The sequence below is a fragment of the Aestuariimicrobium ganziense genome (assembly GCF_015352975.1).
GTDB classification, from domain to species: domain Bacteria; phylum Actinomycetota; class Actinomycetes; order Propionibacteriales; family Propionibacteriaceae; genus Aestuariimicrobium; species Aestuariimicrobium ganziense.
The window spans coordinates 32036-58198 of sequence record NZ_JACYIZ010000009.1 but is presented as its reverse complement, the minus strand read 5'-3'; the positions used below and the strand labels follow the sequence as shown (position 1 = coordinate 58198).

Here is a 26163-nt window from a genome sequence, read left to right as displayed (position 1 = left end):
CTTCTCGGCTCACTGAGCGGTCTGGGAGATCTGGGTGATCGTGTACGGCTGCGGCTTCTGCGCAGCGTGCGGGTGCTCGGGGCCGCTGTAGACCTTGAGCTTGCCGATCAGCTGACGGCTCAGCTTGTTCTTGGGGAGCATGCCCCACACAGCCTGCTCGACCGCCTTGCGGGGATCCTTCTCGAGCATCTCGCCGATCGAGATCGACTTCAGGCCGCCGGGGCGACCCGAGTGGCGGTAGCGCAGCGAGGTGTCGCGCTTGTTGCCGCTGAGGGCGATCTTCGACGCGTTGACGACGATGACGAAGTCGCCGCCGTCGACGTGGGGGGCGAAGGTGGCCTTGTGCTTGCCGCGCAGCAGCGTGGCCGCCGCGACGGCGAGTCGACCGAGCACGATGTCCTCGGCGTCGATCACATGCCAGTTCCGGGTGATCTCACCCGGCTTGGGAGTGTACGTAGACACGGTCACAGACCATCTTCCATCAGTTGTTGAACGGATCTTCGGCGCCCTGGCATCGTGGGTCTCCCACACGAGGGCAGCGCTGGGCGCAACAGCGTCTTAGGCTACCTTCACCACGCCGACGGCGCAAAATCAGTGCGGCGCTTCCGGTCCAGTGTCCCACGGCAATGTCCCAAGGCAGTGTCCGAGTGCCGCGCCCCAGCCCCGTCCCCCGGTCGCCCGACCGAAGGAGTCCCATGACTGACCAGATCTCATCGGTGATGGCCCTTCTCGATGCGATGCAGGCTGCCCTCGAGCAACGTGGCCCCAACGGAGTGCGCGGGGCTGGCTCGGTGTCGACCCTGCGTGGCGCCGCCCCCGGCCCGCCGGTCCCGTGAGTACAGCCGCGTCTGTGCCACGACGCTGGTCGAGCCCCGGCTCCTGGCCGGGGCTGCTGCGTGGTCTGGCGCTGCTGGCGGCCCGCGAGACCCGCTCGCGACTCGGCCTGGCTCCCGCCCGGCCCGTGGTCAACCCCGCCAGCCCCGAACTGCGCAGGCTGATCGACCAGCACGCCCGGCGGGTGGCCCCGGTCGACGGCGAGGCGGCAGCTCGGCTGTTCACCGAGGGCATGCTCGCCATCTGGCAGACCACCCTGGTGCGTCGGCCCGACGGCACCATCCACGTGCTCACCGGCGACATCCCCGCGATGTGGCTGCGCGATTCCGCGGCCCAGTTGCGTCCGTTCGTGCTGCTCGCCGACCAGTCGGACGAGGTCAGCGACGCGATCGCGGCAGTCGTCGCCCGACAGTGGGCGTGCATCGAGGTCGACCCCTACGCCAACGCCTTCAACCCCAGCCCCAGCGGACTCAGCTGGCACCCCGGCGACCAGGTCAGCGATCCCCGGGTCTGGGAGCGCAAGTACGAGGTCGACTCGCTGGCCTTCCCGCTGCAGCTGGCCTGGCAACTGTGGCAGGTGACCGGACGCACCGACCACCTGCCGACCGTGGTCGCGGGCGCCCAGACCGTGCTCGAGTTGTGGCAGCGGGAACAGCAGCACCCCACGCGCTCGATCTACCGGTTCACCCGGTGCGGCGGCGGATCCCTGCCGGCCAATGGCCGCGGGACGCCGGTCGTCGACACCGGCATGACCTGGTCGGGCTTCAGGCCCAGCGACGATCCCTGCCGGTACGGCTACAACATCCCCCAGCAGTTGTTCGCCGCCCACACCCTGCGCCTGCTCGCCCAGATGGCGGCCCGCGAGGACGCTGCTCCCAACGTGGCCGAGCGCGCGGTCACGCTGGCCGACGAGATCGAGGCCGGGGTGCGCCGGCACGGCAGGGTCCAAGTCACCGGCCACGGCGAGGTGTTCGCCTACGAGGTCGACGGCCTGGGCAGCCAGGTGCTGATGGACGACGCCAACATGCCCAGCCTGCTGTCACTGCCGCTGTGCTCGTCGCTACGACCCGACGACCCGATGTACCTGGCCACCCGCCGCTTCGTCCTCTCCGAGGCGAACCCGTCCTTCCACCGGGGTGTCCACGCCAGCGGCATCGGGTCACCGCACACCCCGGCCGGCCACGTCTGGCCGATCGCGCTCGCGGTGCAGGCCCTGACCACCGACGACCCCGAAGAGCAGTCACGCCTGACCCAGAGCCTCGTGGCCACCGCCGCCGACGGTGGTGTCGTGCACGAGTCGTTCCACCCCGACGACCCACGTCGGCACACCCGGGACTGGTTCGCCTGGGCCACCGCCATGGTCTGTGAGCTGCTGCTGGTGCGCAGCGAACTCAGCCCAGACGCTCCCCGCTGAGCAGCGCGGGCAGACGCCGGCGGAACTGCGCCGGCGGCCAACTGGTGATGCCGGTGGTGGTCACCGAGGTGATCGCCCCGCTCGGGCCCCGGGTCAACACGGTGTCCTCGCCGTAGTCGGCGAACCCGTCCTTGGCCGGCGAGTGCAGCCGCAGGTCGTCGGTCACCCGCAGCGCCACCGCAGTCTGGGCCGGGTCGGCCAACTCACAACCCAACCGGACGACGCGAGCGCCCGCAGGCACCAGGTGGGTGGTGCCCCACAGCGCCTGGAACCGGCCGGCGAATCGCTCCGGATCAATCGGCTCCCCCTCCTCACGCGACGCGCCCACGACCTTGTCGACCAGGGTGTAGACCGCGGTGGCCCAGTCGCTGGCCATGGTGCCCAGCCGGTTGGTGAGCACCGCCACCGCCAGTCCCTCGACCGGGTCGACCCAGGTCTGGGTGATGTGGCCGGGGAACCCACCGGAATGCCCGACCAGGGTGCGATCACCGGCCTTGCGCTGGATCAGCCCCAGGCCGTACCAGCGGGTCTGACCGGCCTCGACCACGGTCGACTCCTTGCGCTGCATCAGCCGCTTCGAGGCGTCCGACAGGAGCTGGTCGGTGCCCAGGGCGTGGGCGGCCAACCAGGTGGTGGTGCCCTCGGCGGTCCCCCAGAACCCGGTGGCCGCCCCTTCGGCGAAGGTGTTCACCGGGGCGATCACCACAGGAGTGGGCGGGGCGTCGTCCATGCTCATCGGCAGGCTGTGCCCCGAGGCCATCGGACCCTTGGGCCCCACGCCGATCTCGGGGCCCAGACGCAGCGGAGCACCGTCACCGGGCAACTCGTCCAGCATCGTGGTCATCACCTCGGCCCAGGGCTTGCCGGTGACCGCCTCGAGCACCAGCCCGAGTGCGCTGTAGCCGAGGTTGGAGTAGTGGAAGTGCTGCTGGGGTGCCAGGACGAGGTCCTTGCGCAGCTCGGCGAGCAGCGAGTCGCGGTCGTGGAAGCGGTGGTCGAGCTGCCAGAAGTTCGCGTCCTCACCGTCACGGGCGATCCCGGCCTGGTGCGAGAGCAACTCGCGGATGGTCACCGACCCGGCGGGGGTGTCGTCGAGTTCGGGCAGCCAGGCACGCAGCGGGTCGTCCAGACGCAGCAGGCCTTCCTCGACCTGCTGCATCACCGCGGTCGCGGTGAAGGTCTTGGAGTGCGAGGCGATCCGGAACCCGTGGCGGGTGGTCAGCCGCTCACCACTGGCCTGGTCGGCCAGCCCGAAGGCCTTCGAGTACAGCAGGTCGCCCCGATCGCGGATCGCGACCTGCACCCCCGGCACCTGGGTCTTGGTCCGTTGGGTCTCGAACCAGTCGTCGAGGAAGGGGCGCAGTGCCGCGACGGCGTCGGCGACGGACAGGCCTGGCGTGGTCGTGGAGGTCATGGATCGATCCCACACCACCACGGGCCCGACTGGGGCAACTCTGGGCAACCCTTGGCCGAAGCCTCGTCCGGTCTGGCTGAATGGGAAGCACGAACCGATGACGAGGAGAGCGTGATGGTGGATCTGGCGGCACACCTGTCGCGGCGAGTACAGGGACGCCCTGGTGGCCGACTACGAGCAGTTGCTGCCCGAGCATCCGGCGTGGCCGACCTTGTGATCGCAGGGTCGCCGGCCGTGACTGTGGCGAATGTCACCATGGACGCTCTTGTCAGCACGCTGTGACCACGGCAGGGTGGGTTCATGAGTTCAAAGGCGAACAACCAGGCGGTGAGTGTCCCCGCAGACCTACGCAATGTCGTCCTCGTCGGCTCGGCCGGCTCGGGCAAGTCCACGCTGTTCGAGCACCTGCTACGGGCTCGGATCGCGGGGTACCGACCTGACAAGGACGACAGTGAGCGGGCAGCCGCCCTCACCCTGGCCTCGGTGGCCACCGGTGATGTCGTGGTCAACCTGTTGGACGCCCCCGGCCACCCCGACTTCGTCGGCGAACTGCGCGCCGGGCTGCGCGCCGCTGACGCGGCGATCTTCGTGGTGTCGGCCACCGACGGCATCGACAACGCCACCGCCGCGCTGTGGCGTGAGTGCGCCGCGGTGAACATGCCGCGGGCCATCGTGGTGACCAAGCTGGACGCCGAGCGCGGCGACTTCGAGGCTGCGGTCGAGGCCTGCCAGGAGGCCTTCGGCGCCAATGTGGTGCCGGCCTACCTGCCGCTGCGCAGGGGCAGCGAGATCATCGGCAACATCTCGCTGACCACCAAGAACGTGCACGACTACTCCTCGGGCAGTGACCAGCCGCGTGAGGCCACCGACGAGGAGTCGGCGCTGATCGAGGAGTACCGGGCCCAGTTCCTCGAGAGCGGCGTCACCGAGGCCGACGACGAGGAACTGATGGAGCGCTACCTCGAGGGCGAGGACCTCGCCGTCTCAGAGGTGGCCCAGGTGCTGCTGGGCGCCATCGCCCAGGCCAACTTCTTCCCGGTCATCCCGGTGCTGTCGACCAACGGCGTCGGCACCGAGGAGCTCTACAGCCTGATCGAGCGCGGCTTCCCGACCCCTGACCTGCACGAACTGCCCCAGATCGGCACCCCGCAGGGCGAGCCGCTCGATCCGATGACCGCCGACCCTGACGGTGAGTTGGTGGCCGAGGTGATCCGCACCACCTCCGACCCGTTCGCGGGCCGGTTGTCGATGGTGCGGGTGTTCTCGGGCACGCTGCGCACCGACGACGTCGTGCACGTCTCGGGCCACCGCCAGTTGTTCAGCGGTGTCGAGGACACCGCCCACCCCGACCACGACGGTGAGGAGCGCGTCGGCGCCCTGTCGTTCCCGGTGGGCACCGAACTCAAGCAGCGTCCGCAGGCGATCGCCGGCGACATCGTCCTGGTCGCCCGGCTGTCGCAGGCCGAGACCTCCGACACCATCTCGAGCCGGGAGCGCCCGGCCGTGATCGAGCCGTGGGTGCTGCCACAGCCTCAGCTGCCGATGGCGGTGCGTGCCCAGACCCGCAAGGACGAGGACAAGATGCCCAACGCCCTGGCTCGGCTGGTCGTCGAGGACACCACGGTGCGTCTGGAGCGCAATGCCGAGACCGACCAACTGGTGCTGTGGACGATGGGTCAGGCCCACACCGACCTGCTGCTGGCCAGGCTCAACGAGCGCTACGGCGTCTCGGTCGACATCGAGGACGTGCGGGTGGGCTACCGCGAGACCCTGACCGCGTCGTTCAACGGCCAGGGCCGTCACGTCAAGCAGTCCGGAGGCCACGGACAGTACGCGGTCTGCGAGGTGACCTACGAGCCCAACGAGCGTGGTGCGGGCTTCGAGTTCATCGACAAGGTGGTCGGTGGCGTGGTGCCGCGACAGTTCATCCCCTCGGTCGAGAAGGGCATCCGCGCCCAGCTCGAGAAGGGCACCGTCTACGGCTACCCGATGGTCGACGTCAAGGCCACCCTGTTCGACGGCAAGGCCCACTCGGTCGACTCCTCCGACATGGCGTTCCAGACCGCGGGATCGCTCTCGCTGAAGGACAATGCCAAGCCCCACCAGGTCGCACTGCTCGAGCCGGTCGACGACGTCACCGTCACCGTCGGCGAGGAGTACCTTGGCGTGGTGATGACCGACCTCAGCAACCGTCGTGGACGCGTGCTCGGCACCGACGCCGGTGGCCCGCACGAGGTGGTCATCCGGGCCCAGGTGCCGGCCAGTGAGCTCAGCCGCTATGCGATCGACCTGCGCGGACTGGCCCACGGCAGTGGCTCGTTCACCCGCACCTTCTCGGGCTACGAGCAGGCACCGGAGTCGGTGATCAAGGCACTGCCCGAGCGCTGATTGGGTTCGGGTTCGCCTACGCTGACCCTCGTGCACTCACCGACCCGACCGCGGCGCCAGGTGGTCTCGTTCGTCCGCCGTTCGGCGCGGATGAACGAGTCCCAGCAGCGTGCCTGGCAACGCCATGCCGCCGAGTGGGTGGTCGAGGTCGAGCAGCACGAGACCTCGACCTCGGTGGCCGAGCAGCCGCCGCTCGACCTCGGCACCCTGTTCGGACGCACCGCGCCACTGCTGGTCGAGATCGGCTCGGGCACGGGTGACTCACTGGTACCGATGGCTGCCGCCCGTCCCGACTGGAACGTGCTCGCCTTCGAGGTGTTCCAGCCTGCGGTGGCCTCGACGCTGGGCAAGCTCGCCGCCGCCGGGGTCGGCAACGTGCGGCTGCTGATGCACGACGCCGTCGGCGGCCTCACCCACCTGCTCACACCCGCTTCGGTGGACGAGGTGTGGACCTTCTTCCCCGACCCGTGGCACAAGACCCGTCACCACAAGCGCCGGCTGGTCAGCCCGGAGTTCGCCGGTCTGGTCGCCTCGCGGCTGACCGACACCGGCACCTGGCGGCTGGCCACCGACTGGGACGACTACGCCGAGTGGATGCGTGAGGTGCTCGACGTCGCGCCAGGCTTGGTCAACGTGCATGCCGGAGACGGCGGCTGGGCGCCGAGGTTCGCCGATCGCCCGGTGACCCGGTTCGAGTCGCGCGGTCTGGCTGCAGGACGCACGATCCGCGACCTCACCTACCGACGTGCCGAGTCGGGAACGGCGACGCCATGACCAGGTGGCGGATCGACCTGGCCTACGACGGCACCGACTTTTCCGGCTGGGCCCGCCAGCCCGGTCTGCGCACCGTGCAGGGCACGTGTGAGGACTGGATCGGCCAGGTGCTGCGGCTGCGCGAGCCGGTGACCCTGACGGTGGCTGGTCGTACTGATGCGGGGGTGCACGCCTCGGCCCAGGTGGCCCACGTCGACCTGCCTGATGACCTCGTCGTGGACGACCGCGGCGGAGCTCGTCCGTTGGAGCAGGTACTCACGCACCGGTTGCGGCGGGTGTTGCCCGACGACGTGGTCGTCCATGCCGTCAGCCCTGCTCCACCGGGGTTCGATGCCCGGTTCTCGGCGATCTGGCGACGCTACTGCTACCGGATCTGGGATGCCGCCTCGGTGCCGGTGCCGACGCTGCGGCGGCGCGTGGTGACCGTGCGCGGCGAACTCGACCTGGCGGCGCTGAACCGGGGCGCCTCGCAGTTGCTCGGGCTCCGCGACTTCGCTGCGTTCTGTCGGCCGCGCGAGGGGGCGACCACGATCCGCGACCTGCACCGGTTCGAGGCGGCGCGCACCGACGACGGCACCGTCGAGGTCACCGTGGTGGCCGATGCCTTCTGCCACTCGATGGTGCGCTCGCTGGTGGGCGCGGTCACCGCGGTCGCGCAGGGCCGTCGTCCCACCGGGTGGATCGACCAGGTCGCCGCCTCACCGGTCCGCCACGGCGAGGTGCTGGTGATGCCGGCCCACGGGCTCACCCTCGAGCAGGTCGGCTACCCTGCCGACGACCAGTTGGCCGAACGCGCGACCGCCGCCCGCGCCCGCCGCGACGAACAGGAACCGGTGTGAGCCACTACTTCACCACTCCCGACGGCGACGAACGCCGCCGCGAAGTGGGCGCGACCATCTGGGGGCGCGAACACACCTTCACCACGGCCAACGGAGTCTTCTCCGGCACTCGCCTCGACCCCGGCACCGCGGTCCTGTTCCGCGAGACCGCCCCGCCGGAACCCGGGCTGCGGCTGGCCGACGTCGGGTGCGGCTTCGGCCCGATCGCCGTCGCCCTGGCGGTGCACTCCCCCGGCTCGCAGGTCGCCGCGGTCGACGTCAACGACCGTGCCCTGCAGTTGACCGCGGTCAACGCCCACGCGGCTGGCGTCGGCGACCGGGTGCACATCCTGCGCCCCGAACAGGTCGACCCGCAGGCTCGCTACGACGAGATCTGGTCGAACCCCCCGATCAGGATCGGCAAGGAGGCCCTGCACGCCCTGCTGCTGGAGTGGCTCCCCCGACTGAGTGCCGACGGGCGGATGGTGATGGTGGTCGGCAAGTTCCTCGGCGCCGACTCGCTGCAGCGCTGGCTCACTGACCAGGGCTGGGCCTGCCGCAGGCTCGGCTCGGCCAAGGGCTTCCGGGTGCTCGAGGTGACCCGAATCGCCCACGACACCTGACGCCGCGGCCCCGGGCTGGGCACAGTGTGGCCATGCACCCTGACCTGACCGGGCCACTGGACCACAGGTGTGCAGGGACGGTTCCACGCCCGCTGGTACATCCCCTGCTCGACCGCACGGTCGACGAACCGGTGCTGCTGGAGGCCGGCTGGTACGGCTCCCTGGACAGCCCGTGCACCGGGGAGGCCCTGCTGCACCGCCACGTCGCTGAACCAGACGCCCGTGTGGTAGCTTGACTCAGCTGTTCGACGGGGGAATCCGGTGCGAGACCGGAACTGACCCGCAGCCGTGAGGGCCCCAGGCCCAAGTCGGAATGCCCGCCGCTTCAGCCATCCCACGCCCCGTGGTTCGGGGCGCCCCGTCGAGGCATGCGGGTGGGTACGGACGAGAGCTCCTCTCCGGGCCCGTGTGCCCGTGACCTGAGAGGACATCGAATGTCTGTCATTCGTCGACTGCTGGCTGCCGGGTTTGCGGCCGTGGTCGCCCTGAGCGCCGTCAGCGCCGCTCCCACCGCCCAGGCCGACCCTATCCGCGTGGTCGCCGTGGCCAACCAGGACCAGACCCACGCCGCGGCCGACTGGATCGCCGCCCAGTGGAAGGCCAACCCTGAGTCGTTCAACGCCGGTGTGCTGTCCGACTCGATCCTTGCGCTCGCCGCCTCCGAGACCCAGCAGGGCGTGGCGCTGCAGATGCTCGACGAGCTCAAGGCCCGCGCCGCCGGCTACGCCACCGGGCCCGCCCCCACCGCCAAGCTGGCCCTGGTGGCCGCCGTGATGAAGGTCGACGCCACCGACTTCGGCGGGGTCGACCTGCTCGCCGCACTCGACAAGGGCTTGGCTGCCGACCCGACTGCTGGAGGCTACTTCGGCCCGGCCCTGGCCATCCTGGGTCTGGCCCGCAACGGGGTCGACGTGCCGCCGGCGGTGCTCGAGGCCGGGCTCGCCGCCCAGGGCCCCAGCGGGGCCTTCGGCTACGTGGAGACCTGGAACGACAACGCGTTCGCCGAGGACGCCGACATCACCGGCATGATGATCGCCGCGCTGCTCACCATCCCCGACGCCCCCGGGGCCGCCGAGGCCCTCGAGAAGGCGCTGGCCTGGGCCTCGTCGCAGACCATCGACGCCAGCTACTGGGCGAGCTACTCCCCCGCCAACACCGCCGGGCTGCTCGGATCGGCGCTCGAGGATGCCGGCACAGACGTCTCGCGCACGCTGGCCTGGTTGGTCGGTCAGCAACTCGACAACGGCGCCTTCGCCGCGAGCCTCGACGGCACCACCGCCAACCTGATGGCCACCACCCAGGCGATCCTGCTGCTGGCCGAGACCAGCTACGCCACGGTGACCTTCGTCCCGGCCGAGGTCTCCCCCCCCGTCGACCCGGACCCGGGCCAGAACCAGACCGACCCCTCCCCGTCGCCCAGCACCACCGACGAGACCAAGCCGGTCAAGCTGCCCTCGACCGGTGACGCCGACGGTCTGGCCGGGCTGATCACCATCGTGTTGGTGGCCACCGCAGGCGGCACCGTCTTCGCCCGTCGCCGATGAAACGGACGATCGCGGCCTGGCTGTTGGCAGCCGGGGTGGTCGCCGGCGCCCTGCTGGGCGTCTCGACCGCCCGGGCCGCCGAGCCCGCCCCGGCCCTGCCAGCCGGCCCGATCACTGACTGCCTCTCAGGTGGGCGAGTGTGGCTGGTGGTGGTCACCGACACCGGTGCCACCCGGGCTTCGATCTGCGTCGGCCGGCCCTCGACGGGACTGCAGGCGCTCTCGACGGTCGGGTACTCCAACGCTCCTGGTGGCTACGTGTGCACGGTCGCCGGCTACCCGTCGACCTGCCCCACCACGTTCGCCAACCAGTACTGGAGCTACTGGTACGCCACCCCCGGCGGCCAGTGGACCTATTCTCCGCTCGGCGCTGGCGGCCGGCGGCCCCCGGCGGGCACGCTCGAGGGCTGGTGCTACACCGCCAACGCCTCAGCCGCAGCGCAGCGCAGCACCTGCCAGTCGCAGCTGAGCTCGAAGGTCAACCCGGCCACGCTGGTGGTCCCCACGGCACCGGCGACCACCAAGGCACCCACCACCAAGGCACCCACCACCAAGGCACCCACCACCATGGCGCCCACGAAGGCGCCCACGACCAAGGCCACGACCAGGATGACGTCCGTGCGTCCGCCGACGCTGGCTCCGCGACCCACGCGCTCGATGATCACCAAGGCCCCGGCCACCGCCCCCGCGCCGGTGTCGTCGGGTCCGGCGAGGCCCACGACTGCAGCCCCGACGGCCGAGGCCACGTCCGCCTCCGGATCGTCCCCTTCGTCGGCCTCGTCGACCAGCACGACCACCCCCACCCCGGGACTGTCGGGCGCGACCAGTGCGTCGGACTCACCCTCGAGTGGTGAGGACGAGGTGGTGGCTCCTCCGGTGGCCAACACCCCCGAACCGGGGTCGCCAGCCGGGGTGATCACCACCGTGGGTGTGCTCGCCCTGGGCGGGAGCGCCGCAGGCATCTACCTGTGGAAGGGACGCAGACCCTGACGTGGCAGCGGTGACCGCACCCACGCACCCGTGGGCCTGGTGGGGCTGGGCGTTGGTCGCCGCAGCCACGGTCAGCCTCACCCGCAACCCATTGCTGGTGGTGCTGGTGATGGCTGCCGTCGCGTTCGTGGTGCTCGCCCGCCGAAGCGATGCCCCATGGGCACGCTCGGTGGGCGCCTACTTCGTGCTCGCGCTGGTCATCGTGGCCATCCGGGTGACCATGCAGGTCTTCTTCGGCGGCCTGCGCGAGGGACCGGTGCTGTTCACCCTGCCCGAGGTGAGGCTGCCCGACTGGGCCGCCGGCATCCGGCTCGGAGGACCGGTCACCCTCAGCGGTGTGCTGTTCGCCCTCTACGACGGTCTGCGGCTGGCCGCGATCATCATCTGCGTCGGGGCCGCCAACGCCCTGGCCAACCCACGCCGGGCCTTGAAGAACGTGCCGGCAGCGCTGCACGAACTGTCGGTCGCGGTGGTGATTGCCCTGTCGGTGGCACCCCAACTGGTCGAGTCGCTGCACCGGGTGCGCCGGGCGCGCCGCCTTCGCGGTGGCGCCGCCAAGGGCTGGCGTGCGGTAACGGCCGTGCTGGTGCCCGTGATGGAGGACGCCGTCGAGCGATCGATGCAACTGGCCGCCAGCATGGAGTCACGCGGCTTCGGGCGCACCCGCGACCTCGGCCGAGTGGGTCCGGGGCTCAGCCTGCTGCTGGTCGGCTCGGTGCTGCTGGTCACCTTCGGCAGCTACCTGCTGCTGGGTGTCCCCGACTCCCGGCTGGCCGGACTGGCCTGCCTGGCACTCGGCGTGGCGGCAGCCGTGCTGGGGCTGAGGCGATCGGGACGACGGCTCTCGACCACCCGTTACCGGCCCGACCGCTGGACCTGGCGCGAGACCGCCGTCGTCGCCGCGGCAACGGCGGCGCTGATCGTCGTCCTGGTGCTGCAGGGCTGGAACCCGGCGGTGCTGCAGCCCACCACCACCCCGCCGGTGTGGCCATCGCTGCACCCGCTGTTCCTGCCCGCCGCGGCGCTGGTGGCCGCGCCGGTGCTGGTGACGGAGCGTGGACGATGATCCAGTTCGACGACGTCACCATCGGCTATGGCACCGAACCGGTGCTCGACCGGGTCAGCTTCACCATCGACGACGGCGACCTGTGCCTGCTGGTCGGCGCCACCGGCAGTGGCAAGTCGACCCTGCTCGGGGCGATCAACGGGCTGGTGCCGCACTTCACCGGCGCCAGCATGGCCGGCGACGTACGCGTCGACGGACGATCGACCCGCCAGCACCCACCGCGCGAGTTCGCCGACCTGGTCGGCTTCGTCGGGCAGAACCCGCTGGCCGGGTTCGTCACCGACACCGTCGAGGACGAGATCGCCTACGGCATGGAGCAGTTGGGCGTCGAGGCGACCGCGATGCGCAAGCGCGTCGAGGAGACCCTCGACCTGATGAACATCGCCGACCTGCGACGCCGCGCCCTGGTCACCCTGTCAGGCGGCCAGCAGCAGCGGGTCGCGATCGCGGCGGTGCTGGCTGCGCAGCCCCGGGTACTGGTGCTGGACGAGCCGACCTCGGCCCTCGACCCGACCGCTGCCCAGGACGTGCTGGCCGCGATCACCTCGCTGGTGCACGACCTGGGACTCACCGTCGTGCTGGCCGAACACCGACTGGAGCGGGTGATGCAGGCCGCCGACCAGGTGCTGTGGCTGCCCGGCGACGGCTCGGCCGTGCTGGGAGCCGCCAGCGAAGTGCTGGGACGCGCCAGCGTCGTCCCCCCGCTGGCCGAGCTGGCCGCCACCCTCGGCTGGGACGAGGTGCCGCTGTCAGTGCGGCAGGCCCGCCGCAAGGTCGCCGCGGAACGGATCGTGCTGCGACCGGCCGCCGAGGCCGTGCCCACCACGCCAGCCGGCCCCACCCCCCTGCTACGTGCCACCGGCCTCACCGTGCGCCATGGCGACCTGACCGCAGTCGACGGCATCAACCTCGACCTGCACGCGGGAAGCGTCACCACGCTGATGGGCCGCAACGGCGCCGGCAAGTCGAGCCTGTTCTGGGCGCTGCAGGGTGCACAGCCCAGCACCGGTTCACTCCAGGTCGACGGTCATGACCCGCGCCGGCTGTCCCCCGCCCGGGCGCGTGAACTGGTCGGGCTCGTGCCGCAGACTGCAGCCGACCTGCTGCACCTGCACACGGTCGCCCTGGAGTGCCAGCAGTCCGACCGCGAGTCGGGAGAGCCGGTCGGCACCACCGAGGGGTTGCTGCGGCGGTTGGGTGCCGACCTGGTCCCCGACCGGCATCCGCGTGACCTGTCCGAGGGCCAGCGCCTGGCGCTGGTGCTCGCGATCCAGTTGGCAGCCTCGCCTCGGATCGTCCTGCTGGACGAGCCGACCCGCGGCCTGGACTACCCGATGAAGCAGCAACTGGCCGACATCCTGGCTGACCTGGCCAGCCGCGGACATGGCGTGGTGGTCAGCACCCACGACGTGGAGTTCGCCGCCCATGCCTCGCAGCGCACGGTGATCCTGGCCGAGGGTGACGTCATCGCTGATGGCCCCACCCGCGAGGTGTGCACCGCCTCACCGGCCTTCGCTCCGCAGGTGGCCAAGGTGTTCCACCCCGAACAGGTGCTGACCACGGCCGAGGTGGCGAGCCGCCGTGGCTGACAACCCGGCGCTGCCTCGATCGGGCGTCCGGCAGGACGCGGTGCGGCTGTCGCCCCGCTCACGGGTGCTGCTCGCCGTGGCGGCACTGCTCGGCGCGCTCGCCTTCACTTGGCCGTTGCTGCTCGACCCAGGGGCCACGTTGGCCGGGGACGACCTCGCGCCGCTGCTGTTCGCGCTGGTGCTGCCGGTCGTGCTGGCCGTGGTGGTCGCCCAGCTCACCGGAGATGACCTCGACGTCAAGGCACTGGCCATGTTGGGTGTGATGTCGGCGGTGGTGGCGGCCGTGCGTCCCTTGGGGGCAGGCACCGCAGGCATCGAGACCGTGTTCTTCCCGATCATCATCTCGGCCCGGGTGTTCGGTCCGGGGTTCGGGTTCGTGCTGGGCAACACCGGCCTGCTGGCCTCAGCCCTGATCACCGCCGGTGTCGGCCCGTGGCTGCCGCACCAGATGCTGGCCGCCGGGTTCGTCGGCCTGCTGACCGGTCTGCTGCCACGGCTGCGCGGACGAGCCGAGATCGCCCTGCTGGCAGCCTGGGCGATCCTGGCCTCGGTGGTCTACGGGTGGCTGATGGATCTCTCGTTCTGGCCGTTCATGGTGGGTGGTGAGTCGACCATCAGCTTCGACCCGGCCGACGGCACCCTGGCCAACCTGCACCGGTTCGTGGTGTTCAACCTGGCCACCTCGATGGGCTGGAACGTCGGACGAGCCCTGACCACGGCCGCCCTGGTCATCCTGCTCGGACCCGCCCTGCTGCGGATTCTGCGCCGGGCAGCACGCCGGGCCAGCTTCGGCTGAAGCCGACCCGGCCGCACTGGTCGACCGTCTCGTCCCGGCGGATCAGCTCTTCTCGAAGGTGACCCGCTTGAGCACCTCGGGCCAGGTGCGGTCGAGGATGCGCCCACCCCAGACCACGCCACCCCAGACCAGCAGCGGTCCGGCGACCAGGCCCAGCACCAGCGCCACCCAGCCCAGCACGGGCCGGTCACCGCTGAGCAGCGCCAGGGCCAGGGTCGGTGCGGCGACGATGCCTGACCCGATCATGCAGACCAGGCTCGACACCATCGCCAGCATGCCGCCACCAGAACTCTTGGCGAAGGCGTTCTGCCCCGGCGGCGGGGTGGGCCACTGCCACAGAGCACCCGCCACCGACCCGACGGCACCACCGGCGCAGATCGCCATCACCGAAGCCCCGACCAGGCCGGGCGCGTAGCGCCACAGGTCGCCGATGGCCAGGAAGAAGACGATGGTGGCCACCGCGATCGGCACCAGCAGCACGCCCAGCGCCAGCAGCCGACCCCAGCGGTCGTCACGCCCGCGCAGGCCGGCGCTGATCTGGGTCCACAGCGCCGATCCGTCGTAGTTGATCTCGCCAGCCACGGTCAGCCCGGTCATCAGCAGGAACCCGAAGACCGGGAAGGTCAGCATCGAACTGCCCAACCAGGTGTCGGCCCCGTCGGCCAACATGGCGTCGCGATTGATCCACATCGGGGCCGCCATCAGGAACGGCAGGGCAATGATGCTGACGATCAGCAGCAGGTGGCGCGGGTCACGCCGCCAGTACCGCAGCGAGCGTGCTGCGACAGCGCCCGCAGGGCTGGCCGGCACGATGCGGTCGACCCACGAGGCGGCCCCGACCTTGGTGCCCTCGCCACTGCTCTCGAGCGGTGACACCAGTGCCTTGTCGAGGCTGCGTTCCCAGACCAGCCATGCCCCGGCAGCCAGCGCGACCCCGAGCACCAGCTTGGCCAGCGCGGCCAGCCAGTTGGCGTGACCGACCTCCCAGGGCACCGACCAGATCCAGCCGACCGGCGTCCATCCCAGCACCCGGCCGATCCGGCTGACCTGGTCGACGATGCCGATGCCCGAGGAGTCGAAGCCCCTGCTCACGAACTGTATCCCCAGGCCGAAGCCCAGACCGACCAGGCCCAGGGTGATCGCGGCCAGGTCGCGGAACTTGCGGGTGGTGATCGCCGAGGCGAACACCGCGACCAGCGCGCGTGACAGCAGCACGCAGGTGGCAGCCCCGATCGGGGCGGCGACCAGCGCGGCGATGAACAGCAGCGGCGAGGTCGACCAGGTCAACAGCGACCCCAACGCGATCAGGCCGGTGGCGAAGCCGCCCAGCGTGGTGAACGTGGCCAGCAGCAGCCCCGGCATCAAGGTCCGTGCCCTGACCGGGAAGAGCGCGAACCGGCCCGGGTCGAGGGTCTGGTCGACACCGGAGACCAGCAGGGTGAGGAACGGCCAGAGCAGGGTCACCATCGCAAACCCGACGGTCAGCACAGCGCCACGAAGCTCCACGCTGCTGGTGCGCAGTGCCCACTGCCCGGCGATCGCTGCGAAGGTGGCACCGGCCAGGTAGAGCCCGCCGAAGATCAGCGCGATGATCTTGCCGGTGTTGCCGCGGACGTCGCGCCCGAACAGCTTCAGCTGGAGGCCGACGAGTGTCCCAACCACGACAGGCCCTCCCCTCCGGCGAGTGCGGGTCCACCGACCAACTGGATGAAGCGGTCCTGCAGGCTCATGCCCTGCTTGACCTGGTCGATGTTGCCGACGGCGAGCACTCGTCCGTGCGAGATCACGGCGACGGCCTGGCACAGTGACTCGACCAGTTCCATCACGTGCGAGCTCATCACCACGGTGCCGCCACCGGCGACGAACTGGTGCAGGATCGCCCGGATCGCCTGACCGGACACCGGGTCGACGGCCTCGAACGGCTCGTCCAGCACCAGCAGTTGTGGGTTGTGGACGAGCGCGCAGGCCAGGCCGATCTTCTTGGTCATGCCGGCGGAGTAGTCGCAGACCAGGGTGTCGGCGTCAGCGGTCAGGCCGAGTGCCCCGAGCAGTGCGTCGGTGCGCTGGGCCACCTCGGCCGGCGGCACCTGGCGCATCTTGCCGACGAAGGCCAGCAGTTCGCGTCCCGACAACCGGTCGAACAGTCGAAGGCCGTCGGGCAGCACGCCCATCCTGGCCTTGGCCGCCACCGGGTCGCTCCACACGTCGTGGCCCCAGACTCTCACCTGCCCCTGGTCGGGACGAAGCAGTCCAGTGGCCATCGACAGGCTGGTGGTCTTGCCGGCGCCGTTGGGGCCGACCAGACCGAACAGGCAGCCCGCGGGGACGGCCAAGGACAGGTTGTCGACGGCGACCTTCGGGCCGAAGGCCTTGGTGAGGTTGATCATCTGCAGTGCGGGTACGGTCACGGGCCCAGTCTGCCGCTGTCGGCGGGTCGCCGGGCATGCATTTGGGCCAGTCCTGACCGACTTCCAGCCGGATTCGACCTGGTGGACGAACCCCTCACGCAGCACCATGGAGGCATGGCACTGACACGACGCACGAGCCTGACCCTGCTGGGGCTGGCAGCGACTGGCGCGCTGGGGCTCGGTGCGGGTTGTGCGCGGTTCCTCCCCGGTGAGGACGAGGGGCCCGAGGACCCCGGCCCACCGATCCTGGCGCTCGACCAGGTCGTCCACGTGTACTGGCCGCCGACCGTCGTCCGCCCTCCCAAGCCCCGGCACCGGTTGGTGATCGGCAAGGAGTCGGCCACGTTGTCGGAGCAGGACAAGCCGGATCGCACGGTCGAGGTGCCGTTCGAGACCTGGATGGAGGTGTCCAGGCGGGTCAACCGGTTCGCAGGCGTCGAACCGAGCCCTGCCTGCACCGGGGGGGCCGGCGTCGGCATCACTGCGAGCCACCAGGGCAACGTGCTGTTCCAGGTGTGGGGTGGGTGTGGGTCGCAGCGCCAGGAGGACGAGGTCACCCAAGCCGTGCAGCCGGTGCTCGACCTGTTCGCCTGAACAACCCGTCTGCACGGACGGGAATGGGTGGATCGAGGCCGTTGTTGCCCCCGACGAGAGCGTCTGTGCTCGAATGGACGAGTCAGACCCGCACATCGAAAGGTGAATCCATGGCTGTGTACACGCTGCCCGACCTCGACTACGACTACGGTGCCCTGGCTCCGCACATCGCTCCAGAGATCATGGAGCTGCACCACAGCAAGCACCACAAGACGTACGTCGACGGCGCGAACACCGCGCTGGAGAAGCTGGCCGAGGCCCGCGAGAAGGGCGAGTTCGGCCCGATCAACAAGCTCGAGAAGGACCTGGCCTTCCACCTGGGTGGCCACGTGAACCACTCGGTGTTCTGGAAGAACATGTCGCCCGACGGTGGCGGCAAGCCCGAGGGCGAGATCGCCGCCGCGATCGATGAGTACTTCGGCAGCTTCGAGGGCTTCCAGAACCAGTTCGACGAGGTCGCCAAGGGCGTTCAGGGTTCGGGCTGGGCGATCCTCGTCTGGGACCTGCTGGGCGGCCGCCTCAACCTCAACCAGCTGTTCGACCAGCAGGGCAACCTGCCCGCCGGCCAGGTGCCGGTGCTGCAGCTCGACATGTGGGAGCACGCCTACTACCTGCAGTACAAGAACGTGAAGGCCGACTACGTCAAGGCGTGGTGGAACGTCGTCAACTGGAACGACGTGACCGAGCGCTTCACCAAGGCCCGTGAGGTCAAGGGCCTGATCTGATCGCAGACCCCCGCTCGGCGCCCCGATCCGCAAGGGTCGGGGCGCCGAGCCGTCGCGGGGGTTCTCACTCCCAGGTGGTCTCGCCGGGGTGGTAACGCCAGGTCAGCACGGTCTTGGTGTACGGCGCATGCGGGTTGAGCGCACGCTGCACCGTGATCTCGGCCACCACCTGGAACACCTCGGCGGCGCCGTAGTAGCTGATCGGCCCGAACAGCGAACTCGCCTGCGGAATGTCACCGATCGAGATGATCTCGAGGTCATCAGGCATGCTCATGCCGGCCTGCACCGCCGCCGCCTGCAGGGCCAGCGCGAGGTAGCCGGTCTGCGCCACCACGGCGGTGGGGCGCTGGTCCGAACGAAGCCAGTCCAGGGCGGCCAGCCGGGCCGCGCCCATGGTTGCCGGAACGTCGCGCAGCAGGCCATGGGGGTCATCGCCGTGTTCGGCAGCCGAGTTCAGGAAGCGCTCGAGGCGGGTGACCACCGGCGGCTCGTACTGGCGGTCGAGCCTGGTGCCCAGGAAGTGCACCTTGGCATGGCGGGTCCGAAGGGCTGCGTGGGCCATGTGCACCGCCGGGCCGGCACCGGAGCTGATCACGTCGTGGTGGGCCGCCTCGACGAACTCCGAGAACACCACCAGGTGCTGCCCGCGCCGCGCCAGGTCAGCGACCTGCTCCAACCCGTCGGCGGTCGCGTCCGCGCCGGTGACGAACGAGGCGTCGAAGGCGCGGCCCTGTAGGAACTCGTACCAGGACTCGTCCACCAGGGCCACGGTGGTAAGCCCAGCCTGCTGCGCGTGCTCGCTGACCACCGCCGACAGCTCGTGGGTCCAGGGGTCGCGGGGGGCGCCCAGCGCCAGCGCGATCGCACCAGTGCGCCCGGTGCGCATCGCACGGGCGTACTCGTTGGGGATGTAGCCGAGCTCGGCAGCAGCCTGCTGCACCCTGCGGCGGGTCTCGGGGGAACCGGCAGGTCGTCCGTCGCGACCGGCGAGGACGAAGGAGGCGGTTGCCACCGACACCCCGGCACGCCTGGCCACGTCGGACAGCGTCGTCCGCCGGCTCGCCATCGCTCAGCCCTGCCCGGAGTCGAACCACTCCCGGGTCCGGTCGTCCAGCATCGGCACCTCGAGCACCCCACCACCCGAGCGGATCGAGTCGGTGCCACGACAACCGGTCGCCACCGCCTCACGGGCAGCCACCGCCGACACGTCGGTGCGTCCACCCTCGCGGGCGAAGCGGACGAACTCGGCCACCAGGTTGGGGTCGGCGCCGGCGTGTCCCCCGTCGCCGCGGTCGATCACTTCGACCCGGTCGGGCCGACCAGGGCCACCGCGCCGCGAGGTCCACACGTGGATCTGCTCGCCACCGCCGTCGCCCATGTTCTCGATCCGGCCGGCATCGCCGATCACGGTGTAGTTGCGCCAGTAGTCGGGAGCGAAATGGCACTGCTCGTAGCTGGCCAGCACGCCGTTGTCGAGCTGCATCTGCAGCATCGAGATGTCTTCGACGTCAATCACCGGGTTCAGTTCGGTCTGGGCGGTGGGCGGCCAGTTGTCGGTGCTGTACCAGTCCCACATCCGCCGGTCGGAGTTGTCGCGCCGGTCGGTGATGTCGCCGTAGACCATCAGGTCGCCCACTCCGCTCACCCGCCGGGTGTAGCCACCGGCCAGCCAGTGGATGACGTCGATGTCGTGGGCGCCCTTCTGCAGCAGCAGGCTGGTGGTCCTGGCTCGTTCGGCGTGCCAGTCCTTGAAGTAGAAGTCGCCCCCAGTGCCGACGAAGTGGCGGGTCCAGACCGCCCTGACCCGGCCGATCTCGCCGGAGTCGATGATCTGCTTCATCTGGCGCACCACCGGCATGTGACGCATGTTGTGGCCGATGTAGAGCCGGGTGCGGTGGGTCATCGCCGCTGCGAGCATCTGGTCGCACTGCTCGATGGTGATGCCCATCGGCTTCTCGACGAAGGTGGGCAGTCCCCCAGCCAAGGTCTTGAGCGCCACTGACGCGTGTGCATGGTCGGGGGTGAGCACCATCACCGCGTCGACGTCGTCGCGCCCGAGCATCTCGTCGACTCCGTCGACAAGGACGATGTCGTCGCCCAGGGCCTTGCGGGCGTCGTCCTTGCCACGCTGGGTCGGCTCGGCGACCACGGTCACCCGCGACCCCTGACCCGGGGTGTGCGCGTGCTTGGACAGGCCGCCGCGCATGCCGTAGCCGATCACGCCGATCCGTAGGTCGTCCATCATGTCCACCTCTCCTGCGGTCACAGCCGGGGCTCGTCGGCGAGCCCGATGACCGGCTTGTCGTTCTCGAGCTCCAGGATCGTGATCCGGTTGGTGCCCCCGCGCCACAGCCCGGCGGGCACGTGGAGGGTGGAGCCAGGCCCGATCGACCAGTAGCGACCGACCAGGAACCCGTTGACCCAGCAGTATCCCTGCCCCAGACCGGAGGTGTCGATGAAGCCGACACCCGGCTCGTCCACCTCGAGGTCGACCTGGCCCAGCAGCGGCAGCCGGCGGTGCGTCGCCGGGGTCTCGGCGGCCAAGTCGTCGCCCATCCGGTCCAGCGGCCAGGTGCGCACCTGCCAGCCGTTGAGGAACCGCATGCCGTACCAGAGCCCGCGCACCCCCTTGCCCTCGCCCAGCCTGGGGCCGAAGTTGATCCGGCCCAGGCTCTCGACCAGCACCTCGAGCGCGGCGTCGCGCCGCCCGCCGGGCAGGTTGGTGGCAACGCTCTCGTCCCAGCTGTTCACCGAGCCGAGCGGTTCACCGTCGAGGTAGGTGTGGGCGCGGTCGTGCAGCTCGTGGAACCGCAGCGGGTACTCCTGGTCGAGCAGCCCAACCGTGCGTGAGAGCTGGACGAAGCCACCGTGCAGGCCCAGAGCCTCGAACGTGGGCGGGTGCGGCAGGTCGTGCTCGGGCTCGCGGGTCCACAGCGCGGTGTCCTGCAGGCTGCCCAGCGCGCTGAACTCCAGCTGTCGCCCCAACAGGCGGGCAGGCTCGGGGGGCAGGACGAGCTCAGGCAGGTCACGGTGCTTGGCGATCACCTCGCGGAACGCATGGAACTTGGCGGTGGGACGACCGTCCTCGCTGATCGGGGCGTCGTAGTCGTAGCTGGTGACCGTGGGCTGGATGCGGGTGCCGTCGTGGTTGGCCCCGTTCCACAGCTCGAAGTTGGTGCCGCCGTGGCCCATGTAGAAGTTGACGCTCATCCGGTTCGACAGCATGGTGTCGAGCTCGCCGGCCGCCTCGGCCGCGTCACGGGTGTGGTGCTGTTCGCCCCAGTGGTCGAACCAGCCGTGCCAGAACTCCATGCACATCATCGGTTGACCGGGCAGTTCGCGACCGCACATGTCGACCACCTCAGCCGTGCGCGAGCCGAAGTTGACCGTGGGGGTCGCACCGTCGACGGTGCCACCGGACAGCCACTGGTGTCCGGGGCCGTCGCTGGTGACGAGCAGTTCGGTGATGCCGCGGGCGACCAGGCCGTCGCGGAGCCATTCCAGGTGGGCGGTGTCGTCGCCGAAGCTGCCGTACTCGTTCTCGACCTGCACCATGACGACATTGCCGCCGCGGTCGGCCTGGTGCACGGCGACCACCGGGATCAGGGCGTCGAACCAGCGTTCGACGTGGGCCTCGTAGCGCTCGTCGCGCACCCGCAGCCGCATGCTGGGATCGGCCAGCAACCAGCCGGGAAAGCCGCCGGCCTCCCACTCGGCACAGACGTAGGGACCGGGCCGAACGATCGCGTCCAGCCCGGCCTCCTGCGCCAGGGTGAGGAAGCGGCTGAGGTCGCGCCAACCGGTGAAGTCGATGGTGTCGGGGTCGGGGGCGTGGAAGTTCCAGACCACGTAGGTCTCGACGGTGTTGCAGCCCATCGCCGCCAGCAGGCCCAGCCGGTGGGCCCAGTCGTCGGGGTGCACCCGGAAGTAGTGGACGGCCCCGGAGATGATCAGGTGGGGTTCGCCGTGTCGCTGGAAACCCTGGTCCGTCGGTTCGATGGTGGTCACGGTTGCGGGCCTCCGATGCGGTCGGTGGTCTGGGACTCCAGGGCGACGGTCGAGGTCTCGACGTCGGCGTGCGGCTCGTCGTCACCGGTGACGGCGGCCAGCTCCGCCTCGACCTGCTCGACCGGAACCCCGAACTGAATCCTCTCAGCCCGCAACTGCTCGGCACCGCCCACGGTGTGCAAATGGCAGCGTGCCCAGTGCCCGGGCGACACCTCGGTACGTTCGGGCTTGTCGGTGGTGCAGATCTCCATCGCGAACGGGCAGCGCGGGTTGAACCGGCAGCCTCGGGGCGGCTCGATCAGCGAGGGTGGCTCACCCAGGTCACCGACCTCGTCGAACAGCGACCCCTGGTCGGACTCAATGCCGCGGTCGGGGTTGGGTGAGGAGTCGAGCAGCAGCCGGGTGTAGGGGTGCTGCGGGGTGTGGATCACCGACTCACTGGGGCCGCCCTCGACCATCTCGCCGGCGTACATCACGTTGATCCGGTCGGCGATGTAGCGGGCCGAGGCGATGTCGTGGGTGATGTAGAGCAGGGCCACGCCGTCCTCGTCGCGCAGCCGGGTGAGCAGGTTGAGCACGTCGAGCCGGATCGAAACGTCGAGCATCGAGATCGGTTCGTCGCCCAGCATCACCTGTGGTTCGACGGCGAGGGCGCGGGCGATGACGATCCGCTGGCGCTGGCCGCCGGACAGTTCGTGGGGGAACTTGTCGATGTACTGCTCGGCCGGCAGCAGGGCCACCTTCTCGAGCAGACCGAGCACCTTCTGCTCTACCTCGCGCTTGCCCAGCCGGGGCTGGTGGATCTTGACCGCGCGTCCCAGGATGTGGCGGATCGACTTCAGTGAGTTCAGCGAGGCGAACGGGTCCTGGAAGAGCAACTGAACCTGGGCGTAGTAGTCCTTGGCGGCCTTGCCCCACACCGACTTCACCGGACGACCCTGCAGCAGGATCTCTCCGGAGGTGACTGGGTAGTACAGCGAGAGCATGCGTGCGACGGTGGTCTTGCCCGAGCCGGACTCGCCCACCATGGCGACGATCTCGCCGCGGTGCAACTGCAGGTCGACGCCCTCGACGGCGCGCACCACCCGGGTGCCCTGCTTGCTGCGCACCTCGAAGTGCTTGGTGACGTCGCGTGCCTCGAGCACGACGTCGTCGCGGGCGTCGTCGCGCCGGCGGGCAGGCGGCTGGGTGTTCGCGGCGGTGGTCACGACCAACCTCCTGGGTCTCGGGGTGTGGTGTCGAGGGCGAGTGAGGCCTCTTCCGGATCGTCCGACGAAGGCGCCTCACCGGCGACCGGCAGGCTGGCGCCGATGGTGGGCTGGCCGGCCACGACCTCGGGCTGGTTGAGCAGGCAGGCCGCCCTGACCGCCGGTGCCACCTCGATGAAGGCAGGTTCCTGCTCGTGGCAGATCGGCATCGCCCTGGGGCAGCGGGGCGCGAACGCGCAGCCCGGCGGCAGGTCCATCAGGTCAGGCGCCGCCCCGGGGATGCCGCTCATCACCTTGAGCGGGGCGAACAGCGGTGGGAACGAGTCACGCAGCGCCGCAGTGTAGGGGTGGCGCGGGGTGGCGTAGAGCTCGCTGGCCGGGCCGATCTCGACGATCTTGCCGGCGTACATGATCGCCAGCCGGTCGGACAGTTCCAGCAGCAGCGACAGGTCGTGGGTGACGAAGATGATCGCGAAGCCCAGCCGACGCTGCAGCCGCAGCACCTGGCTCATGATGGTGCGCTGCATGACCACGTCGACCGCGGTGGTCGGCTCGTCCATGATCACCAGGTCGGGGTCGCAGGCCAGCGCCAGCGAGATCAGCGATCGCTGCCGCATGCCACCGCTCATCTCGTGAGGGTAGGAGTTCACTCGGTCGCGCGGGATGCCCGACATGGCCAGCAGGTCCTGGGCGCGGGTGTTGGACTCGTCCTTCGACATCTTCGGGTTGTGCAGTTGCAGCACGTCGCGGAACTGCTCGCCCAGTCGCTTGACCGGGTTGAGCGCGTCCATGGCGCTCTGCATGACGATCGCCAGTTGGTCCCAGCGGATGCTGCGCAGTTCCTTGTCGGTGCGGGGCACCAGGTCGGTGGCCGCACCGTCGCGGTGGTGGTAGATGACCTGGCCGCCCGCCGTCACCGCCGGGGGCCGCTGGAGCCGCAGGATGGCCGTCGTGAGCGTGGACTTGCCTGATCCGGACTCCCCCGCCACGCCGAGGATCTCTCCTCGGCGCAGCGTGAAGTTCGCGGTGTCGACGGCGCGCACGGCGCCCTTGAGGGTCAGGTAGTCAACGGTGAGGTCCTTGACCTCGAGCAGGACTTCGCCCACGTCACGTCGGCTCATCGGGGTCTCCTCGCGTCCCTCGGGGGTGGTCGGTGTTGGCGGGAGGCCGACACCGGTCGGCGTCAGCGCTTGGGCACCACGGTCTGCAGGGTGCGCCAGGTGTCGGCAGTGCCGTACATCAGCGGCACGGCGACATCGCCCTCGAGCTTGTCGGCGTAGCCGGTCCAGTTGGCGCCGGACACCTCGATGAAGCTCGCGCCCGGGTTGACCGGACCGATGTAGCACTCGTCGACGACCCGCTGCTGCAGCTGGTGCCCGATGTCCTTGAGCTTGGCCTCGTCGAGTTCGGCCGCGGCGGCGTCGAGCAGCTTGTCGAGCTCGGGATCCTTGATCCGTCCGGTGTTGGCACCGGCCTCACCCATCGGGGCGATGCCCTTGGAGTGCATGCCGGCGTAGACCTGCGCCATGTGGGTGCCGGAGGCGGCCCAGCTCATGCTGAAGTCGTACTCACCCTTGTCGACCTGGTCGAACAGCTGCTCCTCGGGGATCTTGAGCACCTTGATGTCCAGGCCGAGGGCCTCCTTGAGCTGGGCCTTGATGCCGTCGGACCAGGTGGCCCAGTTGGTGTAGTTGGCCACGACCTTGTAGGTGAGCGGGTGGCTCTTGCCGTCCTTGGTGAGGTTGCCGCCGCTGATCGTCCAGCCGGCGTCGGCGAGCAGCTTCTTGGCGGCCTCGATGTCGGGCTTGTGAGGCTCGGTCAGGTCGGACTTGACCTGGTCACCCCACACCGCCGGGTCGAGCCCGGTCGGGCTGATCGAGGGGAGGCCGATGTCGAACAGCGCGTGCAGCTTGTCGCTGTCGATCGCAGCGTAGATCGCCTTGCGCACGGCCCGGTCGTTGAACGGGGCCCGGGCGGTGTTGAAGATGATGCTCTCGGCGTTGTTGGCGTAGACCGTCCAGTACTTGTTGCCCTCGCCGCGGCTCTCGAAGGTGGCCTGCGGGTTCTGCAGCGAGATCGTGGCCAGGTCCATCTTGCCCTGCAGCAGCAGGTTGCGTGCCACGTCCTCGGACCCGTAGGTCACCCAGTTGACCTTCTTGACGTGTGGGATCTCGCCGATGAAGTGGTCGTCGCGCACCGCGAAGGTGACCTGCTGCGGAGTGAACCGCTCCAGGGTCAGCGGGGTCGAGGTGACCGGGTTGGAGTTGTTGGTGAAGGTGGCCAGGTTCTGCTCGGAGAAGATGTGCTTGGGCTTGGGACGAAGGTTGCCCACCACGCGGTCGCCCTCGATCGGGGTCTTGTCGTTGGGCCAGGTGAACTCGATGGTGAGGTCGTCGACCTTCTTGGCGGTGTAGTCGAAGGTCTCGCCCTTGGCCTTCTGCTGCTCGGCCTGCTCGGGCATCTCCATCACGGTGTAGACCACGTCGTCGGCGGTGATCGGTTTGCCGTCTGACCAGGTGGCGTCGTCGCGCAGCTTCATGGTCACCTTGGAGGCCGGACGGTCGAAACTGAACTCGCTGGCCAGCCACGGCTTGAGCTCGTTGCCGTTGATCCGGTCGCTCCACAGCATCGCCTCGTAGAGGAAGCCGGTTCCGACCACGCCCTCGGCCGGGGAGGCCGGGGAGAAGTTGTTGACGAAGCTGGGACGAGGCCCGAACACGTTGAGGTTGTAGGTGTCGATCGTGTAGGTCTTGCCGCCGCTCGAGGCGCTGCCTGAACCGTTGGTGGTGGTCTGCGGGCTCTCGCCCTTGTCGAAGCTGCAGCCGGCCAGGGCGGCGGCGCCGGTCACGGCGGCAGAGGCGAGGAACAGCGATCGCCTGCTGAGGGGGCTGGTGAACATGTGTCTTCCTTCTGGTGGGGCCACAGGACGTGGACGGGGTGTTGACCTTGTGCAGTTGTGCCGGCGCCGGGG

23 protein-coding genes and 1 riboswitch are annotated in these 26163 nt (G+C 69.9%); of the genes, 13 read left to right on the top strand and 10 right to left on the bottom strand.

Going from position 1 to position 26163, the window contains the following annotated elements; all coding sequences use genetic code 11:
- Positions 1 to 9: 9 nt before the first annotated feature.
- Positions 10 to 462, bottom strand: coding sequence for a 50S ribosomal protein L13 (gene rplM / locus IE660_RS14475; RefSeq protein ID WP_203569085.1), 453 nt, complete (start codon positions 460 to 462; stop codon positions 10 to 12).
- A gap of 233 nt (positions 463 to 695) precedes the next feature.
- Here rplM and IE660_RS14470 point away from each other — a divergent pair, with 233 nt between their 5' ends.
- Together IE660_RS14470 and IE660_RS14465 are read left to right on the top strand one after the other, a co-directional pair.
- The gene (locus IE660_RS14470; protein ID WP_203569084.1) at positions 696 to 836 is read left to right on the top strand and encodes a hypothetical protein; all 141 of its coding nucleotides are present in this window, start codon (positions 696 to 698) and stop codon (positions 834 to 836) included.
- A 125-nt stretch (positions 837 to 961) separates the two neighbouring features.
- Positions 962 to 2248, top strand: coding sequence for a glycoside hydrolase family 125 protein (locus IE660_RS14465; RefSeq protein WP_407929035.1), 1287 nt, complete (start codon positions 962 to 964; stop codon positions 2246 to 2248).
- Here the strand turns inward: IE660_RS14465 and IE660_RS14460 are convergent.
- Positions 2226 to 3662: a serine hydrolase domain-containing protein gene (locus IE660_RS14460; protein WP_203569082.1), complete on the bottom strand. Its 1437-nt coding sequence runs from the start codon at positions 3660 to 3662 to the stop codon at positions 2226 to 2228. The genes IE660_RS14465 and IE660_RS14460 overlap by 23 nt on opposite strands.
- A 300-nt stretch (positions 3663 to 3962) precedes the next feature.
- Here IE660_RS14460 and IE660_RS14455 point away from each other — a divergent pair, with 300 nt between their 5' ends.
- The 9 genes from IE660_RS14455 to IE660_RS14415 all read left to right on the top strand — a co-directional run bounded on the left by IE660_RS14455 (position 3963) and on the right by IE660_RS14415 (position 14249).
- The gene (locus IE660_RS14455; RefSeq protein ID WP_203569081.1) at positions 3963 to 6050 is read left to right on the top strand and encodes an elongation factor G-like protein EF-G2; all 2088 of its coding nucleotides are present in this window, start codon (positions 3963 to 3965) and stop codon (positions 6048 to 6050) included.
- A 30-nt stretch (positions 6051 to 6080) separates the two neighbouring features.
- Positions 6081 to 6824, top strand: a complete 744-nt coding sequence (trmB, locus tag IE660_RS14450) for a tRNA (guanosine(46)-N7)-methyltransferase TrmB (protein WP_328701976.1) — start codon at positions 6081 to 6083, stop codon at positions 6822 to 6824.
- On the top strand, positions 6821 to 7663 hold the full coding sequence (gene truA / locus IE660_RS14445; RefSeq protein ID WP_203569080.1) for a tRNA pseudouridine(38-40) synthase TruA: 843 nt from the start codon (positions 6821 to 6823) through the stop codon (positions 7661 to 7663). Before trmB ends, truA begins: the two co-directional genes overlap by 4 nt.
- The gene (locus tag IE660_RS14440; RefSeq protein WP_203569079.1) at positions 7660 to 8265 is read left to right on the top strand and encodes a class I SAM-dependent methyltransferase; all 606 of its coding nucleotides are present in this window, start codon (positions 7660 to 7662) and stop codon (positions 8263 to 8265) included. The genes truA and IE660_RS14440 overlap by 4 nt, the downstream gene beginning before the upstream one ends.
- A gap of 208 nt (positions 8266 to 8473) precedes the next feature.
- Positions 8474 to 8604, top strand: a riboswitch (cobalamin riboswitch).
- A 95-nt stretch (positions 8605 to 8699) separates the two neighbouring features.
- A complete protein-coding gene (locus IE660_RS14435) occupies positions 8700 to 9809 on the top strand; it encodes an LPXTG cell wall anchor domain-containing protein (protein WP_203569078.1) in 1110 nt (369 codons plus the stop codon).
- Positions 9806 to 10798, top strand: a complete 993-nt coding sequence (locus tag IE660_RS14430; RefSeq protein WP_203569077.1) for a hypothetical protein — start codon at positions 9806 to 9808, stop codon at positions 10796 to 10798. Before IE660_RS14435 ends, IE660_RS14430 begins: the two co-directional genes overlap by 4 nt.
- 10 nt (positions 10799 to 10808) lie before the next feature.
- Positions 10809 to 11864, top strand: coding sequence for an energy-coupling factor transporter transmembrane component T (locus IE660_RS14425; RefSeq protein ID WP_328701975.1), 1056 nt, complete (start codon positions 10809 to 10811; stop codon positions 11862 to 11864).
- Entirely contained in the window at positions 11861 to 13453 is a 1593-nt protein-coding gene (locus IE660_RS14420) for an ABC transporter ATP-binding protein (RefSeq protein ID WP_203569075.1), read from the top strand. Before IE660_RS14425 ends, IE660_RS14420 begins: the two co-directional genes overlap by 4 nt.
- Positions 13446 to 14249 carry an ECF transporter S component family protein gene (locus tag IE660_RS14415; protein WP_328701974.1) on the top strand — a complete coding sequence of 268 codons (804 nt, stop codon included), beginning with the start codon at positions 13446 to 13448 and terminating at the stop codon, positions 14247 to 14249. Before IE660_RS14420 ends, IE660_RS14415 begins: the two co-directional genes overlap by 8 nt.
- A gap of 42 nt (positions 14250 to 14291) precedes the next feature.
- Here the strand turns inward: IE660_RS14415 and IE660_RS14410 are convergent, their stop codons facing one another.
- Positions 14292 to 15911, bottom strand: coding sequence for a hypothetical protein (locus tag IE660_RS14410; protein WP_203569074.1), 1620 nt, complete (start codon positions 15909 to 15911; stop codon positions 14292 to 14294).
- Positions 15881 to 16636, bottom strand: coding sequence for an ABC transporter ATP-binding protein (locus IE660_RS14405; RefSeq protein WP_203569156.1), 756 nt, complete (start codon positions 16634 to 16636; stop codon positions 15881 to 15883). The genes IE660_RS14410 and IE660_RS14405 overlap by 31 nt, the downstream gene beginning before the upstream one ends.
- A gap of 135 nt (positions 16637 to 16771) precedes the next feature.
- On the opposite strand from IE660_RS14405, the gene IE660_RS14400 reads away from it, so the two are divergent.
- Positions 16772 to 17251 carry a hypothetical protein gene (locus IE660_RS14400; RefSeq protein ID WP_203569073.1) on the top strand — a complete coding sequence of 160 codons (480 nt, stop codon included), beginning with the start codon at positions 16772 to 16774 and terminating at the stop codon, positions 17249 to 17251.
- A 110-nt stretch (positions 17252 to 17361) separates the two neighbouring features.
- A complete protein-coding gene (locus IE660_RS14395; protein WP_203569072.1) occupies positions 17362 to 17976 on the top strand; it encodes a superoxide dismutase in 615 nt (204 codons plus the stop codon).
- A 64-nt stretch (positions 17977 to 18040) separates the two neighbouring features.
- On the opposite strand, the gene IE660_RS14390 is transcribed toward IE660_RS14395, so the two are convergent.
- The 6 genes from IE660_RS14390 to IE660_RS14365 form a co-directional block, all read right to left on the bottom strand.
- Positions 18041 to 19042 (bottom strand): LacI family DNA-binding transcriptional regulator, encoded by a 1002-nt coding sequence (locus IE660_RS14390; protein WP_203569071.1) that lies wholly within the window; start codon positions 19040 to 19042, stop codon positions 18041 to 18043.
- 3 nt (positions 19043 to 19045) lie between these two features.
- Positions 19046 to 20242 (bottom strand): Gfo/Idh/MocA family protein, encoded by a 1197-nt coding sequence (locus tag IE660_RS14385; RefSeq protein ID WP_328701973.1) that lies wholly within the window; start codon positions 20240 to 20242, stop codon positions 19046 to 19048.
- On the bottom strand, positions 20239 to 21984 hold the full coding sequence (locus IE660_RS14380) for a glycoside hydrolase family 35 protein (protein ID WP_203569070.1): 1746 nt from the start codon (positions 21982 to 21984) through the stop codon (positions 20239 to 20241). Before IE660_RS14380 ends, IE660_RS14385 begins: the two co-directional genes overlap by 4 nt.
- Positions 21981 to 23192, bottom strand: coding sequence for an ABC transporter ATP-binding protein (locus tag IE660_RS14375; protein WP_328701972.1), 1212 nt, complete (start codon positions 23190 to 23192; stop codon positions 21981 to 21983). Before IE660_RS14375 ends, IE660_RS14380 begins: the two co-directional genes overlap by 4 nt.
- A complete protein-coding gene (locus tag IE660_RS14370; protein WP_207731141.1) occupies positions 23189 to 24313 on the bottom strand; it encodes an ABC transporter ATP-binding protein in 1125 nt (374 codons plus the stop codon). The genes IE660_RS14375 and IE660_RS14370 overlap by 4 nt, the downstream gene beginning before the upstream one ends.
- 62 nt (positions 24314 to 24375) lie before the next feature.
- Positions 24376 to 26091 (bottom strand): ABC transporter substrate-binding protein, encoded by a 1716-nt coding sequence (locus IE660_RS14365; protein ID WP_203569069.1) that lies wholly within the window; start codon positions 26089 to 26091, stop codon positions 24376 to 24378.
- Positions 26092 to 26163: the final 72 nt, after the last annotated feature.

Coding starts and splice junctions, on each gene's coding strand:
- IE660_RS14470 (WP_203569084.1), top strand. CDS start 696: ATGACTGACCAGATCTCATCGGTGATGGCCCTTCTCGATGCGATGCAG.
- IE660_RS14460 (WP_203569082.1), bottom strand. CDS start 3,662: ATGACCTCCACGACCACGCCAGGCCTGTCCGTCGCCGACGCCGTCGCG.
- IE660_RS14455 (WP_203569081.1), top strand. CDS start 3,963: ATGAGTTCAAAGGCGAACAACCAGGCGGTGAGTGTCCCCGCAGACCTA.
- truA (WP_203569080.1), top strand. CDS start 6,821: ATGACCAGGTGGCGGATCGACCTGGCCTACGACGGCACCGACTTTTCC.
- IE660_RS14435 (WP_203569078.1), top strand. CDS start 8,700: ATGTCTGTCATTCGTCGACTGCTGGCTGCCGGGTTTGCGGCCGTGGTC.
- IE660_RS14430 (WP_203569077.1), top strand. CDS start 9,806: ATGAAACGGACGATCGCGGCCTGGCTGTTGGCAGCCGGGGTGGTCGCC.
- IE660_RS14420 (WP_203569075.1), top strand. CDS start 11,861: ATGATCCAGTTCGACGACGTCACCATCGGCTATGGCACCGAACCGGTG.
- IE660_RS14405 (WP_203569156.1), bottom strand. CDS start 16,636: ATGATCAACCTCACCAAGGCCTTCGGCCCGAAGGTCGCCGTCGACAAC.
- IE660_RS14400 (WP_203569073.1), top strand. CDS start 16,772: ATGGCACTGACACGACGCACGAGCCTGACCCTGCTGGGGCTGGCAGCG.
- IE660_RS14395 (WP_203569072.1), top strand. CDS start 17,362: ATGGCTGTGTACACGCTGCCCGACCTCGACTACGACTACGGTGCCCTG.
- IE660_RS14390 (WP_203569071.1), bottom strand. CDS start 19,042: ATGGCGAGCCGGCGGACGACGCTGTCCGACGTGGCCAGGCGTGCCGGG.
- IE660_RS14370 (WP_207731141.1), bottom strand. CDS start 24,313: ATGAGCCGACGTGACGTGGGCGAAGTCCTGCTCGAGGTCAAGGACCTC.
- IE660_RS14365 (WP_203569069.1), bottom strand. CDS start 26,091: ATGTTCACCAGCCCCCTCAGCAGGCGATCGCTGTTCCTCGCCTCTGCC.